Below are 15,762 nucleotides of genomic sequence, written 5' to 3' on the forward strand. Positions count from 1 at the left end.
GGTTCTTGGCCGCCGGGCAGCCGCTGGTCAGGGCGCATCCGGCCAGGTGGCCGACCAGCCGGTTGCCGGGCAGCTCGGCGATGAGCTGGTGCGCGCCCGCCTCGATCCGGTCGGGCGGGATGTGGGTAAAGACCTGACGCGTGTCCTCGTCCACCTTCTTGGCGCAGACCCAGAACCGCCCCTCGGCATAGCCGATGGCCGCGTAGGAGAGCAGCGGCAGCACCGGCGCGTCATCGTCGGACTCGTAGGCCGAGATGCCGGTCACGGTGTGGCCGGGACAGGCGAAGGCGGCCACGGCCAGCTCCTCCATGACCTCGGCCTGGCCGCTCTCGGGGTCGTAGCCCATGGCGTGGCGGCCGGGCAGCATGAAGAACTCGGACTCCTCGGGCAGGGGCATGATCTCGTCGGGCCGGGGCAGAGCGAACTCGTCGCCCCGACGGCACATCAGCAGAAAGTCGGGATGGTCGTAAATTTCGCCGTTTTCGGCGGCGAAGAGCATGTGCGGCTGCGGTTTTTTCTTTGTTGACATGGCAGGGATATACGGGATGTTTCCGCGTTTGGGCAAGGGATGATTCCGGATGGTCGCCGAAACGGCGCGCCCCGGGCATGAAGGGCCGGCTCCGGCCCGGCGCCGGGACGGCTACAGGTCCGGCTTTGCTCCGAACCCGGCAACACTGGGCCGAACCCGGCAACGGCACCGGGCGGAGCGGCGGGGACGGCATTCGCCCGCAGGCGCGTCCTCCCCCGCCCAAGGCGAAAAGGCCGGGGCCCCGAGGGGCACCGGCCTTGAATGATCTGTCGATCCAGCTCGCGGCTTAACGCTTGGAGTACTGGAAGGAGGCGCGGGCGCCGCGCAGACCGTACTTCTTGCGTTCCTTCTTGCGAGCGTCGCGGGTCAGGAGACCGGCGGGCTTGAGGACGGCGCGAAGTTCGGGATTCAGCTCGCACAGGGCGCGCGCGATGCCGTGGCGCAGGGCCTCGGCCTGGCCGGTGGAGCCGCCGCCGACGCAGTTGGCCTGAATGTCGAACTTGTCGAGCATCCGGACCAGCTTGAGGGGCTGCTGCACGACCATCTGCAGGGTCTTGCGCGGGAAATAGTCCTCGAAGGGACGGCCGTTGACGGTGATCTGCCCGGTCCCGGCGTAGAGACGGGTGCGGGAGATGGCGTTCTTACGTTTGCCGGTGGCGTAGGTGAAATCGCTCATGATAATCCCCGATTAAAAATCCAGAGTTTTGGGAGCCTGGGCCGCGTGCGGGTGCTCGCTACCGGCGTAGACCTTCAGCTTCTTGAGCTGCTGGGCGGCGAGCTTGTTCTTGGGCAGCATGCCCTTGACGGCGGCGGTGATCACGTTTTCAGGCTTGAGGGCCAGCATCTCGCGCAGGGTCTTCTGCTTGAGTCCGCCGGGATGGTTGGTGTGCTTGTAGTACATCTTCCGATCAAGCTTCTGGCCGGTGACCTTGATCTTGTCGGCGTTGATGACGACGACGAAGTCACCCATGTCCATGTAGGGGGTGAATTCGGGCTTGTGCTTGCCGCGCAGGCGGTTGGTGATCTCAGTGGCCAGTCGGCCCAGGATCTTGTCGGTGGCGTCCACGATGAACCACTCGCGGTTCGCGTCTTCCGGCTTCGGGCTATATGTCTTCATGGTAATGCTCCTTAAAAAGCAAGCTGAGAGAGGGGTGTCTACGCGCAACACTGGCGCATGTCAACCCTCGTACGTCATATACGGTATAGGCGCGGACGGGGTGGGCGGTTTGCGGCGGCGAGTTGTAACGGGGAACGCCGCCGGTGGACGCTGGACCCGACCGGGGAAGGAGGTCTTACCTGAAATTCATGGGGTCGACAAGAAAAATCTTTTGGAAGGGGGCGGCGGGGCTTCGTGCGTGCCCGGGCGGAAGGAGCGAGCCCTGAACTGGCTGTTTTTGCTTCTACTTTTGAGAAGGAATGGCGAGCAACAGCTTGGGAGTGTGTCAATAGCCGGGAAAAGCGTTCGCTTCCCCCCCGTTTTTTTTGAATGCCCTGCGCGGGCGGAGCTTCATTTTTTGCTGGCCCAAAAAATCCGTAAAAAAAGTATGTTGAGGGCATATGGTCCGCCTTTGGCGTTTCGTCGCCAAGCATCCGATCCAAGCGGAACGGCTCCATCTCTCGCAAAAACCACACGCAATCGTCATCGTGCCGATTTCACTATCCCCGATCAATTAGCATGGGCCGTCGAGTTGATTAACAATCGGCCAAGGAAGAAGCACGGATATCGGACAACCTGGAAAGTCATTGAACAACAAGGGATTGCAGAGGCGTTCAGTTTGGTTTGACAATCTGCGTCCGATCCAAAAGCAAGTCGCGCCTTCATGGCGCGAAACCTCTGCAACACAGTCCCGCCGGAGGCGGCTCCTCATCTGTCTTTTTGTCTTTCTGCCTCTCTGGCTTTCTTCCTTTTCTCTCTCCGAGCAGCAAAAATGAAAAACGGCGCACGCCCTTTCGAGCGTGCGCCGTCTATTTCATTGTTATGCGCAGCCGATTCGCCGAGGCAGTCCCCTACCCCGCGATCAGCTCCTTCACCTTGGCGATGGCGGCCGGGATGCCCGCCGGGTTGGTTCCGCCGGCGCGGGCCATGTCAGGCCGGCCGCCGCCACCCCCGCCGACTTCGGCGGCCACGGGCTTGATGAGGTCGCCCGCCTTGAATTTGCCTTGCAGGTCCTTGGTCACGGCCAGGGCCACGGAGACCTTGCCGTCCTCGTGGGCCGCCGCCAGGCAGACGATGCCCGACTCCATCTTGGAACGCAGGGCGTCCATCTGCTCCAGCATGATGTTCATGTTCGGGGCGTCCACCTGCGCGGCCAGGACCTTGATCCCGCCGATCTCCTCGGCGTCCGAAAGCAGGTCGCGACCCGCGCCCGAGGCCAGCTTGGCCTGGAGGGCCTTCATCTCCCTGGCCATATCCTTGACCTGCTGCTGGAGGTCGTGGACCTTCTTCGGCAGCTCGGCGGGCTGGGCCTTGAGCATGGCTGCCGCCTCGGCGGCGGCGGCGCGGCGCTCGTTCAGGTAGGCGATGGCGTTGCCGCCCGTGGCGGCCTCGATGCGCCGGATGCCCGCGGCCACGCCGGACTCGCTGGCGATGACGAAGGAACCCGCGATGCCGGTGTTGTCCAGGTGGGTGCCGCCGCACAGCTCCATGGAGACGCCGGGCACCTCGATGACGGAGACGGTGTCGCCGTACTTCTCGCCGAAGAGCGCGGTCGCGCCCTTGGCCTGGGCGTCGGCGATGGACATGACGGAACGGTCCACCGGAATGGCCTCCAGGATGACGCGGTTGACGATGGCCTCGACCTGGGCGATCTCCTCGGCGGAGAGGCCCTTGATGTGCGTGAAATCGAAGCGCAGCCGGTCCGGCCCGACCAGGGAGCCCGCCTGGTTGGCGTGGTCGCCCAGGACCTTGTGCAGGGCGGCGTGCATCAGGTGGGTCACGGTGTGGTTGCGCATGGTGGCCAGCCGCCGGGTCCGGTCCACGTTGAGGAAGCAGGCCGCGCCTACCTTGAGCTCGCCCTCGGCCACTTTCACCTTGTGGGCCGTCAGATTGCGCGACGGCTTGACCGTGTCGACCACCAGGGCCTTGCCCGTGGTGGCGGCGATCTCGCCCGTGTCGCCCACCTGGCCGCCGGACTCGCCGTAGAACGGGGTCACGGCCGCGACCATCCATCCGGTGGCGCCCTGGGGCAGGGCCTCCGCCACCTTGCCGGACTCGTCGAGCAGATAGGTGATCTCGGACTGGTCGCTCATGAGCTCGTAGCCGGAAAATTCCGAGGTGACGCCCTGCTCCAGCAGGACCTGGAACAGGGAGGCCACGTCCTTCTCGCCGGAGCCCTTCCAGGCGGCCTTGGAGCGGTCCTTCTGCTCCTTCATCAGCACGTCGAAGGCGGCCTCGTCCACGTCGATGCCGCGTTTCTCGGCCACGTCGCGCACGATGTCGATGGGGAACCCGAAGGTGTCGTAGAGGCGGAAGGTGGTTTCGCCGGGCACGACCTTGGCCCCGGCCTTCTCCAGGGCGGCCAGCTCCTGCTCCAGCATGTCGAGCCCCTTGTCCAGGGTCTTGGCGAAGGATTCCTCCTCGCCGCGCACGACCTCGACCATGAAGTCCTTGGAATCCTTGAGTTCGGCATAGTGGCCGCCCATGTCCTCAACGACCTTGGACGCGGTCTTCCAGAGGAAGGAGCCCTCAAGGCCCATCAGCTTGCCGAAGCGGTAGGCTCGGCGGATCAGGCGGCGCAGGATGTAGCCGCGACCCTCGTTGGACGGCAGGACCTGGTCCGGGATGAGGAAGGCGATGGCCCGCGAGTGGTCGGCGATGACCTGGAGGGCGGTGTCGATCTCCGTATCCTGGCGGTATTTCACGCCCGCCAAGTCGGCGGTGTACTGGATGATGGACTGGAAGAGGTCGGTCTCGTAGTTGGAGTGGACGCCCTGGCACACGGCGGCGATGCGCTCCAGGCCCATGCCGGTGTCGATGGACGGCCGGGGCAACGCGGTGCGCGTGCCGTCCTCGGCCTGGTCGTACTGCATGAAGACGAGGTTCCAGATTTCCAGGAACCGGTCGCAGTCGCACTTGCCGATGCCGCAGTTGGGGCCGCAACCCACTTCCTCGCCCTGGTCGTAGTGGACCTCGGAGCAGGGGCCGCAGGGGCCGGTGTCGCCCATGGACCAGAAGTTGTCCTTCTCGCCCAGGCGGTAGATGCGCTCGGGGGAGACGCCCGCCACCTTTCGCCACAGATCGAAGGCCTCGTCGTCGTCCTTGTAGATGGTGATGTAGAGGCGGCTCTTGTCGAGCTTCAGCTCCTCGGTGAGGAACGTCCAGCAGAACCGGATGGCGTCTTCCTTGAAGTAGTCGCCGAAGGAAAAGTTGCCGAGCATCTCGAAGAAGGTGTGGTGGCGCGCGGTGCGGCCCACGTTTTCGAGGTCGTTGTGCTTGCCGCCCACGCGCAGGCACTTCTGGCTGGTGGTGGCCCGGATGTAGTCGCGCTTCTCCTGGCCCAGGAAGAGCTTCTTGAACTGGACCATGCCCGCGTTGGTGAACATCAGGCTCGGGTCGTCCTTGGGAATAAGCGGAGCGGAGTCCACCACGGTATGGTTGTTGCGGGCGAAGAATTCAAGGAATCTCTTGCGGATTTCAGCGGCGTTCATGGTTTGAGGTTCTCCAGATAAGGTGATTTCCAGACAAAAGCGCCCCGGGCCGGATGCCCGGGGCGCTCCTTCCGGTGCTTGTCGAATTTAGTCGTCGGTGGCCTCTTCGGTCTCATCGTGGACCGGGACCTCGCCCATTCCCAGGTGCTGCATCAACTGGGCCTCGATGGCCGCGGCGATGTCCGGGTTGTCCTGGAGGAGCTGGCGCACGTTTTCCTTGCCCTGGCCGAGCTTCTCGGAACCGAAGGCGAACCAGGAACCGGACTTTTCGATGATGCCCAGGTCCACGCTCATGTCGATGAGCTCGCCCATGCGCGAGATGCCCTGGCCGTAGAGCACGTCCACGAGCGCCTCGCGGAACGGCGGGGCCACCTTGTTCTTGACCACCTTGATCCGGGCGCGGATGCCGTAGGACTCGTCCTTGTCCTTGAGGGTCTGGATGCGCCGGATGTCCAGGCGGCAGGAGGCGTAGAACTTGAGCGCGTTGCCGCCCGAGGTGGTCTCGGGGTTGCCGTAGCCGGTCATGCCGATCTTCATGCGGATCTGGTTGATGAAGATGACCACGCAGTTGGACTTGTGGATGGTGCCGGTGAGCTTGCGGAGCGCGTGGGACATGAGCCGCGCCTGGCCGCCCACCTGGGTCTCGCCCATCTGCCCTTCCAGCTCGGCCTGGGGGATGAGCGCGGCCACCGAGTCGATGACCACCACGTCCATGGCCCCGGAGCGGACCAGCAGGTCGGCGATTTCCAGCGCCTGCTCGCCGTAGTCGGGCTGGGAGATGAGCAGTTCGTCGGTCTTGACGCCCAGTCGGCGGGCGTAGCTCGGGTCCAGGGCGTGCTCGGCGTCCACGAAGGCCGCGTTGCCCCCGCGCTTCTGGGCCTCGGCCACGATGTGCAGGGCGAGCGTCGTCTTGCCCGAAGACTCCGGGCCGAAGATCTCGATGACGCGGCCGCGCGGCACGCCGCCGATGCCCAGGGCCAGGTCCAGGCCGATGGAGCCGGTGGGAATGAAGGGAATGGAGTGGGACGCTTCGTCCTCGAGCCGCATGATGGCCCCCTTGCCGAACTTGCGTTCGATGGTGGTCAGAGCGGTGCCGAGGGCTTCCTTGCGCAGGGCGTCCTGGTCAACGGCTTTACGGGCCATGGGTTTCTCCTTGGCGTTTGATGGCGCATCAGCAAAACAACACGTTTCGATACCAGATACGCGCCCGACGGGCAACCGTCGTTTCGGGCCGGATGCGACTGAAAAAATCACCTGGCGGATCGGCTGGATACACCGGTTTCGCATCATCGGAACCGGGCCAGGGCCGCACCGGACCGCACAGGAGGGCTTGCCCTCGGCGGCAAACTCACTTAAGGCTCCCGCCATGGCGATCAACGGAAAGTACGACGCGCTCGCCCTGCTCTCGGGCGGCCTGGATTCCATCCTGGCCATGCGCACGGTCATGGACCAGGGCCTCTCGGTCCTCGGGCTGCACTTCGTCACGCCCTTTTTCGGCAAGCCCGAGCTCCTCCCGGCCTGGCGTGAGCTGTATGGCATCGAGGGCGTGGCCATCGACGTGGGCCAGGCATATATCGACATGCTCCTGGGCGGGCCGGGCGCGGGCTTCGGCAAGTGGCTCAACCCGTGCATCGACTGCAAGATCCTGATGCTCTCGGCCGCGCTGAAGATGCTGCCCGAATACGGGGCCAAATTCCTGATCTCGGGCGAGGTGGTGGGCCAGCGGCCCATGAGCCAGCGCGAGGACGCCCTGAACCTCATCACCAAGCGCGCCGAGGTGCGCGACCTGCTCCTGCGGCCGCTCTGCGCCAGGAAGCTGCCGCCCACGCCCATGGAGGCGGCGGGCCTGGTGGACCGCGAGCGGCTGCACGACTGGTACGGCCGGGGCCGCAAGCCGCAGATGGCCGCGGCCGCGGCCTACGGCTTCACCGAGGTGCCGACCCCGGCGGGCGGCTGCTGCCTGGCCGAGGCCCAGGGCGCGGCCCGGTTCGTCCGGCTCATCGAGAGCAAGGGGCGGCCCACGCCCGACGATTTTTCCCTGGCCCGCTGCGGCCGCCAGTACTGGTCCGGCGACCACTGGCTGACCTTCGGCCGCACCGGCGACGACAACGAGCGCATCGGCGCGCTGGCCCGGCCCGGCGACTACATCATCAAGACACGCGTCTTTCCCGGCCCCCTGGCCGTGTGCCGCCCCGTGGCGGGGGAGTGGGCCGAGGAGGTCCTGGCCGACGCGGCCGCCTTCGTGGCCTCGTATTCGGGCAAGGGCCGCCGCCACTTCGAGTCCACGGGCGAGCCCATCCAGGTGCGCGTCAGACGCGACGGGGAGGCCCGGACCCTGGACGTCATTCCCGCCCGGGAGACCCGCCTGGACTGGGCCGAGCCCCAGCCCGCCCTGGTCAAGGCGTGGAAAAAGTCGCAATTGCAATAATCCGGTAATCCTTGCCCCTGCTCCGGGCATGGCATATGGGTAGCCCCATGCTTATCGACTCCGTCACTTTCATCGTCGCCGCCCTGCTCCTCTGGTTCGGGGCCAACTGGATCGTCACCTCCGCCGCGCTCATCGCCCGGCGCTGGGGCATCTCGGAACTTGTCATCGGGCTGACCATCATCGCCTTCGGCACCTCCGCGCCCGAATTCCTGGTCACCGTGGACGCCGCCCTGCGCGGGCACAACGACATCTCGCTGTCCAACGTGGTCGGGTCCAACATCTTCAACCTCGGATTCATCCTCGGCCTCATGGCCATGATCCGCCCGCTCGCGGTGAGCCGGACCATCGTCTACCGCGACGGCCTGCTCCTCTTCGGAACCACCATCGCCATCCTGCTCGTCTCCTTCACCGGCGAGCTCGGCCGACCCTTCGGCCTCGCCCTGCTCGTCCTGCTCGCGGGCTACCTGCTCCACCTGGGCCGCAAGCGCGAATCGCCCGGCGAGGACGAACTGGAGGAACTGCGTGGCCAGCACGCCACCTGGAAGCACGGCGCGCTGCTCGTGGCGGGCTTCGTCGCCATCTCGGCGGGCGGCCACCTGATGGTCTCGGCAGCCACCAGCATCGCCACGGATCTCGGCGTCTCCTCCTGGGTCATCGGCGTGACCATCGTGGCCGCGGGCACCAGCCTGCCGGAGCTGGTCACCTCTCTGGCCGCCTCGGTCCGGGGCAAAAACGAGATGCTGCTCGGCAACCTCATCGGCTCGGATTTCTTCAACTTCGCGGGCGTGCTGGGCCTGACCTGCGCCCTGAAGCCCCTTCACGTCTCGCCCGAGGCGTCGAGCGGGCTCATCCTCCTGGTCGGCATGGTCGGCCTGGTCCTGGTCATGCTGCGCACCGGCTGGCGGCTCACCCGCCTGGAAGGCGCGCTGCTCGTTGCCGTCAACCTGGCCCGCTGGGCCCACGACTTCATGGCCTGATCCCCCCGATCCCGAAAAGAAAGGCGGGCCGCCCCCACTGGGGACGGCCCGCCGTTTTTTTTCGTCATGCGTCTTTCCCTACGGGAAGACGACCTCCACCTGCTCGCCGCCGTCCTTGCGCTCGACGATCTCGCCGATGCGGTAGGCGTCCACGTCGTCGCGGCCGTCGAGGAAGTCGAGGGCGGTCTCCGCGTCCTCCGGGGAGAGGATGAGGATGTAGCCGATTCCGCAGTTGAAAATCTGGAGCATCTCGGGCCAGGAGAGGTCGCCCTGGCCGCGAATCCACTCGAACACAGGCAGGATGGGCCAGGTGCCGAACTGGATGGAGGCGGCCACGGACTCGGGCAGGACGCGCGGGATGTTGTCGTAGAACCCGCCGCCGGTAACGTGTACCATGCCCCTCACCGCGACCTTGTTCAGCAGTTCGAGCACGGGCTTCACGTAGATGCGGGTGGGCTCGATGAGCACGTCGGCCACGGGACGGTCCGTACCGGGGAAAATGTCGTCGGCCTTGAGGCCGGACTCGCCCAGGAGCTTGCGCACCAGGGACCAGCCGTTGGAGTGCACGCCCGAGGAGCCGAGGCCGACCAGCACGTCGCCGGGGGCCACGTGCTCGCCGGTGACCATCTTCGGCGCGTCCACCAGGCCCACGGCGAACCCGGAGAGGTCGTACTCGCCGTCCGGGTAGAAGCCGGGCATCTCGGCGGTCTCGCCGCCCAGCAGGGCGCAGGCGGACTGGCGGCAGCCCTCGCACACGCCGGACACCACCTGCTCGGCCACGCCGGACTCCAGCTTGCCGGTGGCGAAATAGTCGAGGAAGAAAAGCGGGGCCGCGCCCTGGACGAGCACATCGTTGACGGACATGGCCACAAGGTCGATGCCCACGGTGTCGTGCCTGTCGAAAAGGAAGGCGAGCTTGAGCTTGGTGCCCACGCCGTCGGTTCCGGCCACCAGCATGGGGGTCTCCATACCCGCGATCTCGGGCTTGAACAGGCCGCCGAAGCCGCCGATGTCCGTGGCCACGCCCGGGGTGAAGGTGGACTTCACCATCTCCTTGATGCGGCCGACGAAACGGTTGCCCGCCTCGATGTCCACCCCGGCTTCGGTATAGGCACGGGACCGTTTGGCGCTCTCGCTCATGATGCTCTCCTGGTGCGCTTGAGGATGTTGTGCCGGTTATAGATGGTTGCCGGTCCAAGTTCAAGGGACAAGTTGCCCCTGCGGCTACGGGACGCCGGTCCGCGAATTGCATTGCCATTTCCGGCGCGGATGCTTACATTCCAAGATATGGGAAAACCGACGGCCGCACGGAGGAAACCATGAATCTTTTCGGCAGACTGTTCATCATCGCCGCCGTTGTCCTGTTGACGCTCTCCCTGGCCCTGGCCGGGGCGAAGTTCGAGAACAAGGACACGGCCAAGAACCGGCAGGACACCGCCTTCGGCACCGCCCAGGGCGATAAGACGGGCAACGCCACCATCGGCGCCAACGCGGCCGGGGACTCGACCATCAACGTCAAGGCCGCCCCCGCGCCCGAACCCGTGGACTGGTACGACAAGGTCATCATCACGGTGAACCCGAACGTCAACTGGCCCGCCAACAGCAGCTCGACCAGCACGACCACCAGCTACAACAACGCCACCGACACCCAGACCACCACCACGACCACCCAGGAGTCGCAATAACCGACTCCAGCGGCGAACAGGCCGGGAAGCGGCGGGGAGGAAAGGAGAGGAGGCAGCCATGCAGGAAGCGCGGCTCTGGAAACCGCTGAGAAACGGCGCGGCGCAATGCCGTCTGTGCAACCATTTCTGCGCCATCCCGCCGGGCGAACGCGGCAAATGCGGCGTTCGCGAGAACCGGGACGGCGCCCTCTACGCCCTGAACTACGGGCGCATCGCGGCCCTGAACCTGGACCCGGTGGAGAAAAAGCCGCTCTACCACTTCCAGCCCGGCTCGCGCACATACTCCTTCGCCACCATGGGCTGCAACTTCCACTGCGCCTTCTGCCAGAACTGGACCCTCTCCCAGCCGCCGGGCGAGGACGGCCGCATCGAGGGGCGCGACGCCACGCCCGAGCAGTTGGTGGCCGAGGCCGTGCGCCTCGGGGCCGCCTCCATCTCCTACACCTATTCCGAGCCGACCATCTTCTTCGAGCTCATGCAGGACTCGGCCCGGCTGGCCAAGGCGCGGGGGCTCAAGAACATCATGGTCTCCAACGGCTTCATGAGCAGGGAGTGCCTGGACGAGCTGCGGGACGACATCCACGCCATCAACGTGGACCTCAAGTGCTTCACCGAGACCTTCTACGCCGAGCTGACCGGCGGACGGCTCGCGCCGGTGCTGGAGAACCTCAAGCACATAAAGCACGACCTGGGCTGGTGGCTGGAGGTGACCACCCTGCTCATCCCCGGCAAGAACGACTCGCCGGGCGAACTGGACCGGCTCACGGACTTTCTGGCGAAGGAGGTCGGCACGGACACGCCGTGGCACATCTCCCGCTTCCACCCGGATTACAAGCTCACCGACCGGGCGGCCACCGGCCGGGACAGCCTGGAGGCAGCCTACGCCATGGGCAAGTCCAAGGGGTTGAAATTCGTGTATATCGGCAACCTGCCGGGCACGGACCGGCAACAGACCCTCTGCCCCGGATGCGGCGAGCTGCTCATCGACAGGACCGGCTTCAGCGCGTCGGGCTCCAGGGTCAGGGACGGCCGCTGCCTGCGCTGCGGCGAGCCCATCCCGGGCGTGGGCCTGGGCTGAGCGGCCTTGCCTTCCCGCGCCTTTTCCAGTAGATAGGCAGACCGGTTTTCCGGCGGGGCGTGGCGCAGACCGGTAGCGCGCCTGCTTTGGGAGCAGGATGCCGGGGGTTCAAATCCCTTCGCCCCGACCATTGAAACGACGAGCCTTTGATCCCGGCGGAATGCCGGGATCAAAGGCTTTTATTTCGCCCCATGCCCAGGTTGTCGAGGTAGTCAGACATCTTGTCCGATGAGGACAACGCGCCTTTCGCCATGCATGGAGGCTGTCGTTCCCGATTTCAGCCCGACAGCGCTCCGGCATGGTCGCCAGCCCGTCACTCCATGGTTTGCCGCAGCGCTTCGGAATCACCCAACGGCTGGAATGCTGGCCCCGGCCAGGCACGATCCATTGCCGCGACTTCACCGCAGCGCGGATATGAACAATTATTTTCTCAATGCGACATGCCCGCATCCGGACGGATGGGGATGCGGCTCCGCTCCGCTCGCCCGGCCGGACGCCGGCCCGGATCACCGCTTGACCCGTTGATCGCGAAGGCGATATCATCACCACGTTCACGAATGGAGACACCCTTTCGCCTCACAGGAGCGGGTCATGGCCAAAACAGCGGCCGCCTTCCTCTTCATCGCACTCCTCATCCCCTCGGCCGCCGCGGGCGGGACCTACGGCATGACGACGGTCGCACCGTATGCTTCCTGGGAACCCTCGGATTGTTTCAAGCCGTCTCCGCCCGTTTTTTTCGTGTCCGACCTGGAGTCCTACAACCGGGCCGTCGACGAATACAACGAATATCTCTCAAGAATAAAAACGTTTATGTTATGCGTGCAGGAGGATGGAAAGGCGGACGCGGAAAGCATCGTCAAGTCGATCACCCAAGGAGTTTCGAACGCCCAGGACGAGGCTCTCAGAGAATTGAACGTATTGAAGATGGAACTCGAAAGCAGCCGCGCCCTGGCCCGATAACACCCCCTCCGCCGGGGAAAGCCCGACCCCGCCTCTTCCCCGCCGGGCGGATCGCCGCCTCCCCCGTGCGTCCCCTGCTCCCGGCGCCATCTCAATCAGAGACATAGACATTATCTATTGATATTGACCGATTCCGGCAACAGGAGATATACCTGACCCAGGCTGAACTGTTCAAATGAACAACAAAGGAGTTTATCATGCCTGAACCGCAAGGAGTTTCCTGCGAGCGCCCGGCCAGCGGTCCCGTCGAGGAGCCGCAACCGGCTCCGGCCCAGCCTTCCGCCAACGTCCAACTCCAGGAGAAACCCATGGTCCGCATCGGCCGCAAGGCCCCCGACTTCACGGCCCCCGCCTTCGTCGACGGCGGCTTCGGCTCGGTCCGGTTGTCCAACTATCTCGGCAAGTGGGTCGTCCTCTGCTTCTACCCAGGCGACTTCACCTTCGTCTGAGCCACCGAAATCTCCGCGGTCGCGGAGAAGCACGACGAATTTGAAAAGCTGGGCGTCCAGGTCCTGTCCATGAGCACGGACTCCATGTTCGTACACAAGATGTGGCAGGACGACGAACTTTCCAGGATGATAACCAAGGGCAAGGTGCCCTTCCCCATGCTGTCCGACGGCGGCGGCAACGTGGGCAAGGTTTACGGCGTGTATGACGAAGCCGGTGGCGTGGACGTGCGCGGCCGGTTCCTCATCGACCCGGACGGCGTGGTCCAGGGCTTCGAGATCCTGACGCCCCCGGTGGGCCGCAACGTCGACGAGACCCTTCGCCAGATTCAGGCCTTCCAGCTCGTACGGGAGAGCAAGGGGGCCAAGGCCGCCCCGTCCGGCTGGCGGCCCGGCAAGCCCGTGCTCACCCCCGGCCCGGACCTGGTGGGCAAGGTCTGGAAGCAGTGGACCGTGAACAAGGCCTTTGACTAACACACAGTACCGACGGTATCCTGGCTTCCGGGCGACCGCCCGGGAGCCTTTTTTTTCAAACGGCAAGGAGTTGCCATGTTTTGCCTGTACGCCTTCAACGGAGAACTGATGTGCTTCGTCCACGTCCTGCTCAACGCCCTGGACATGGCCGACAAGGGAAGCGAGGTGGTCATCGTCTTCGAGGGGGCCTCGGTCAAGCTCGTCCCGGAGCTGGAAAAGGCGGGCAACCCCTTCCACGCGCTGTACATGCAGTGCAAGGATCGGGGGCTCATCGACGGCGCGTGCAAGGCGTGCTCGGCCAAGCTCGGGGTCCTGGACGCTGTCAGGGACGCCGGACTCGCCTTGCTGGAGGGCATGTCCGGCCATCCGCCCATGTCCGCATACATGGTCCGGGGCTACACCGTCCTGACCTTCTAGACCGGGCGCGCCCCCATGAACTACACTCAGAGCTTCACGGTCAATCCGACGCACCTGTACTGCCTCACGGCGGGCGCGGTGACCGACGCCCAGTCCCTGATCGACTGGGGCCTCGCCATCGTCCGCATGGCGCAGGAGAAAAAACGGCCACGGATACTGGTCGACAACCGGGAGTTCATCCTGGAGTTGTCGCCACTGGACGTCGTGGAATTCGCCAGTTATTTCGAGGAGCGGGATATCGCCTTTCTGGGCCTGCGCCTGGCCGTGCTCTCCTCCCCGTCCCGGCCGCAAACCACCCGTCTGGTAGAAACGGCCCTGACCAACCGCTCGGCCAGCTATCGCCGCTTCACCTCCACGGAGGAGGCGCAGGCCTGGCTTGAATCCTGAATTCTCCCCGCGCGGGGAATAAAAAAAGGCGTCCCCGGCGAGAGGACGCCTTTTTTATTGGCGTTAACGCCTAGATGAACCAGTACATGACCACGAAGTGGCAAAAACTGCCGCCGATGACGAAGATGTGGAAGATTTCGTGAAACCCGAAGTGTTTGGGCCACGGATCTGGCCGCTTCAGGGCGTAGATCACCGCCCCGGCTGAATAGACCAGGCCGCCGCCCACCAGCCAGGCCAGGGCCCCGGCCGAAAGGCCGCGCACCAGGGGATATATCCCCACCAGCACCAGCCAGCCCATGGCCAGGTAGATGGCCGTGGAAAGCCAGCGCGGCGCGCCCAGCCAGAACACCTTCATGAAGATGCCGCTGACGGCCAGCCCCCAGATGACCCCGAACAGGGACCAGCCCCACGGCCCGCGCAGGGGAATGAGGCAGATGGGCGTATAGGTGGCCGCGATGTAGAAGAAGATCATGGAGTGGTCCACCCGGCGCAGGAAGCGGACCCATTTCTCGGAGACCGGCAGCCAGTGATAGAGGGTGCTGGCCGTGAACAGCAGGATCATGGCCCCGCCGAAGATGGAGAAGGTGACGATGTGCCACGGCAGGGCCGGATTGGTCACACGCGCGAGGAGCAGCACCGTGCCCAGCACGGCCAGGACCGCGCCGATCAGGTGGGTCAACCCGCTTACCGGGTCGCGAAGGGAAATGACCATGGCTCCTCCTCGGTCTGGGGATGCGCCGACAATGCCACCCTACCGGCTTTTTTCGAGTCAAACAAGTGTTTGCGGAACAGGCCCGCCGACGGCCCGGCCGGACCTCAGTCCATGAGCATGGGCAAGGCGTCCCGCTCCCGGCACTGGCGGGCGTCGGCCAGCAGGTCGGCCAGGGAATAACTGTTCATCCGGCTGTACATGGCCTCGGCCGCCTCCACCCAGAGACGGCGGGTCAGGCAGACGTCCATGCGGTCACACCCCTCGCGGCCGGAACGGCATTCCACCAGGGAGCCGTCGCCCTCCAGCACGCGCACCACCTCGCCAAGGGGGATCTCCGAGGCGGGGCGGGCCAGGGAGTGGCCGCCGCGCGGGCCGCGCTTGCTCTTGACGAACCCCGCGTCCTTGAGCTTGCGGATCAGTTTTTCCAAATACTTGACGGACACGCCCTGCCGCTGGGCGATGTCCTGAATGCGGACCGGGCCGTCGCCGCCGTGCTGGGCGATATCCAGGACCATCCGGGTTCCGTACCGGCTTCTAGTCGTCAGACGCATGTAATCCTCGCAGTGCGGCGCGTCCCGTCGGCCAGGGGCCGACCCGCAACGAACGAGCCGCTGAATGAATTTTCAAACCGACTACTTCCCGGATTCATTGAACTTCGGAAAATAACGATTCGTTTTGTAGGGGAATTAGCACAGAATCGGCGGCAGGACAATACGTCGACGCCCGATCCAAAGACCGGACGCCGGGACATCCACCAGATGTGGAGAAAATCAGGACTTGCGGGATTTTACGTAGGCGGCCACGCCAAACAGCCCGAAGATCCAGCCGATGCCGCCCACGATCTCGACCACGCCGGGACCGGCATCGTGCATTTCGAGCAGCATCTGCTTGATGGGCGCGACCTCGCGGCGGACCACGGCCTCGATGGCGGCGGTGTCGGCCTGGGCCGGAACGGCGGCGGGCGCGGCGGCCTCCGCCGGGGCGGCGGGAGCGGCGGCCTCGGCCGGGGCGGCGGGAGCGGC

General features: G+C 65.2%; 15 protein-coding genes, 1 tRNA gene and 2 pseudogenes. 9 read left to right on the forward strand and 9 right to left on the reverse strand.

The genetic code is table 11. From position 1 onward, the window contains the following. The 5 genes and pseudogenes from PHP91_RS14765 to recA all read right to left on the reverse strand — a co-directional run. Positions 1-529, reverse strand: a pseudogene (locus tag PHP91_RS14765) (radical SAM protein); the annotation flags it as partial. Between the two features lie 286 nt (positions 530-815). Further along, positions 816-1,208 (reverse strand): 30S ribosomal protein S9, encoded by a 393-nt coding sequence (gene rpsI, locus PHP91_RS14770; RefSeq protein WP_300142373.1) that lies wholly within the window; start codon positions 1,206-1,208, stop codon positions 816-818. A gap of 9 nt (positions 1,209-1,217) precedes the next feature. Beyond that, positions 1,218-1,646, reverse strand: coding sequence for a 50S ribosomal protein L13 (rplM, locus tag PHP91_RS14775; RefSeq protein WP_300142331.1), 429 nt, complete (start codon positions 1,644-1,646; stop codon positions 1,218-1,220). Positions 1,647-2,536: 890 nt separating this feature from the next. Further along, on the reverse strand, positions 2,537-5,176 hold the full coding sequence (alaS, locus tag PHP91_RS14780) for an alanine--tRNA ligase (protein WP_300142334.1): 2,640 nt from the start codon (positions 5,174-5,176) through the stop codon (positions 2,537-2,539). 87 nt (positions 5,177-5,263) lie between these two features. Continuing rightward, on the reverse strand, positions 5,264-6,319 hold the full coding sequence (gene recA, locus PHP91_RS14785; protein WP_300142337.1) for a recombinase RecA: 1,056 nt from the start codon (positions 6,317-6,319) through the stop codon (positions 5,264-5,266). 223 nt (positions 6,320-6,542) lie between these two features. Here recA and PHP91_RS14790 point away from each other — a divergent pair, with 223 nt between their 5' ends. After that, on the forward strand, positions 6,543-7,604 hold the full coding sequence (locus PHP91_RS14790) for a tRNA(5-methylaminomethyl-2-thiouridylate) methyltransferase (protein ID WP_300142340.1): 1,062 nt from the start codon (positions 6,543-6,545) through the stop codon (positions 7,602-7,604). 47 nt (positions 7,605-7,651) lie between these two features. Beyond that, complete coding sequence (locus PHP91_RS14795) at positions 7,652-8,581, forward strand: calcium/sodium antiporter (RefSeq protein WP_300142343.1); 930 nt, start codon at positions 7,652-7,654, stop codon at positions 8,579-8,581. Positions 8,582-8,659: 78 nt separating this feature from the next. Here PHP91_RS14795 and purM read toward each other — a convergent pair whose 3' ends face one another. Next, entirely contained in the window at positions 8,660-9,721 is a 1,062-nt protein-coding gene (gene purM / locus PHP91_RS14800) for a phosphoribosylformylglycinamidine cyclo-ligase (RefSeq protein WP_300142346.1), read from the reverse strand. A gap of 179 nt (positions 9,722-9,900) precedes the next feature. Here purM and PHP91_RS14805 point away from each other — a divergent pair, with 179 nt between their 5' ends. The 7 genes from PHP91_RS14805 (at position 9,901) to PHP91_RS14835 (ending at position 14,028) form a co-directional block, all read left to right on the forward strand. Then, entirely contained in the window at positions 9,901-10,266 is a 366-nt protein-coding gene (locus PHP91_RS14805) for a hypothetical protein (protein ID WP_300142349.1), read from the forward strand. Positions 10,267-10,324: 58 nt separating this feature from the next. Next, positions 10,325-11,344: an AmmeMemoRadiSam system radical SAM enzyme gene (gene amrS, locus PHP91_RS14810; RefSeq protein ID WP_300142352.1), complete on the forward strand. Its 1,020-nt coding sequence runs from the start codon at positions 10,325-10,327 to the stop codon at positions 11,342-11,344. Between the two features lie 53 nt (positions 11,345-11,397). Continuing rightward, positions 11,398-11,474, forward strand: a tRNA-Pro gene (locus PHP91_RS14815). A gap of 461 nt (positions 11,475-11,935) precedes the next feature. Next, complete coding sequence (locus PHP91_RS14820) at positions 11,936-12,304, forward strand: hypothetical protein (protein WP_300142355.1); 369 nt, start codon at positions 11,936-11,938, stop codon at positions 12,302-12,304. A gap of 197 nt (positions 12,305-12,501) precedes the next feature. Further along, entirely contained in the window at positions 12,502-13,224 is a 723-nt protein-coding gene (prxU, locus tag PHP91_RS14825; protein WP_300142358.1) for a thioredoxin-dependent peroxiredoxin, read from the forward strand. A 75-nt stretch (positions 13,225-13,299) separates the two neighbouring features. Next, a complete protein-coding gene (locus tag PHP91_RS14830) occupies positions 13,300-13,641 on the forward strand; it encodes a cytoplasmic protein (RefSeq protein ID WP_300142361.1) in 342 nt (113 codons plus the stop codon). A 15-nt stretch (positions 13,642-13,656) separates the two neighbouring features. Further along, positions 13,657-14,028, forward strand: coding sequence for a hypothetical protein (locus PHP91_RS14835; RefSeq protein WP_300142364.1), 372 nt, complete (start codon positions 13,657-13,659; stop codon positions 14,026-14,028). A 70-nt stretch (positions 14,029-14,098) separates the two neighbouring features. Here the strand turns inward: PHP91_RS14835 and PHP91_RS14840 are convergent, their stop codons facing one another. The 3 genes and pseudogenes from PHP91_RS14840 to PHP91_RS14850 all read right to left on the reverse strand — a co-directional run. After that, complete coding sequence (locus PHP91_RS14840; protein WP_300142367.1) at positions 14,099-14,740, reverse strand: hemolysin III family protein; 642 nt, start codon at positions 14,738-14,740, stop codon at positions 14,099-14,101. Between the two features lie 104 nt (positions 14,741-14,844). Beyond that, the gene (locus tag PHP91_RS14845; protein ID WP_300142370.1) at positions 14,845-15,291 is read right to left on the reverse strand and encodes an Rrf2 family transcriptional regulator; all 447 of its coding nucleotides are present in this window, start codon (positions 15,289-15,291) and stop codon (positions 14,845-14,847) included. Positions 15,292-15,510: 219 nt separating this feature from the next. After that, positions 15,511-15,762: pseudogene (locus PHP91_RS14850) on the reverse strand (hypothetical protein); the annotation flags it as partial.

The sequence above is a fragment of the Pseudodesulfovibrio sp. genome, assembly GCF_028692895.1.
Lineage (GTDB): Bacteria > Desulfobacterota > Desulfovibrionia > Desulfovibrionales > Desulfovibrionaceae > Pseudodesulfovibrio.

Excerpts from the sequence above, each read along its gene's own strand:
- rplM (WP_300142331.1), bottom strand. The coding sequence starts at position 1,646 with ATGAAGACATATAGCCCGAAGCCGGAAGACGCGAACCGCGAGTGGTTC.
- alaS (WP_300142334.1), bottom strand. The coding sequence starts at position 5,176 with ATGAACGCCGCTGAAATCCGCAAGAGATTCCTTGAATTCTTCGCCCGC.
- recA (WP_300142337.1), bottom strand. The coding sequence starts at position 6,319 with ATGGCCCGTAAAGCCGTTGACCAGGACGCCCTGCGCAAGGAAGCCCTC.
- PHP91_RS14790 (WP_300142340.1), top strand. The coding sequence starts at position 6,543 with ATGGCGATCAACGGAAAGTACGACGCGCTCGCCCTGCTCTCGGGCGGC.
- PHP91_RS14795 (WP_300142343.1), top strand. The coding sequence starts at position 7,652 with ATGCTTATCGACTCCGTCACTTTCATCGTCGCCGCCCTGCTCCTCTGG.
- purM (WP_300142346.1), bottom strand. The coding sequence starts at position 9,721 with ATGAGCGAGAGCGCCAAACGGTCCCGTGCCTATACCGAAGCCGGGGTG.
- PHP91_RS14805 (WP_300142349.1), top strand. The coding sequence starts at position 9,901 with ATGAATCTTTTCGGCAGACTGTTCATCATCGCCGCCGTTGTCCTGTTG.
- amrS (WP_300142352.1), top strand. The coding sequence starts at position 10,325 with ATGCAGGAAGCGCGGCTCTGGAAACCGCTGAGAAACGGCGCGGCGCAA.
- PHP91_RS14820 (WP_300142355.1), top strand. The coding sequence starts at position 11,936 with ATGGCCAAAACAGCGGCCGCCTTCCTCTTCATCGCACTCCTCATCCCC.
- PHP91_RS14830 (WP_300142361.1), top strand. The coding sequence starts at position 13,300 with ATGTTTTGCCTGTACGCCTTCAACGGAGAACTGATGTGCTTCGTCCAC.
- PHP91_RS14835 (WP_300142364.1), top strand. The coding sequence starts at position 13,657 with ATGAACTACACTCAGAGCTTCACGGTCAATCCGACGCACCTGTACTGC.
- PHP91_RS14840 (WP_300142367.1), bottom strand. The coding sequence starts at position 14,740 with ATGGTCATTTCCCTTCGCGACCCGGTAAGCGGGTTGACCCACCTGATC.
- PHP91_RS14845 (WP_300142370.1), bottom strand. The coding sequence starts at position 15,291 with ATGCGTCTGACGACTAGAAGCCGGTACGGAACCCGGATGGTCCTGGAT.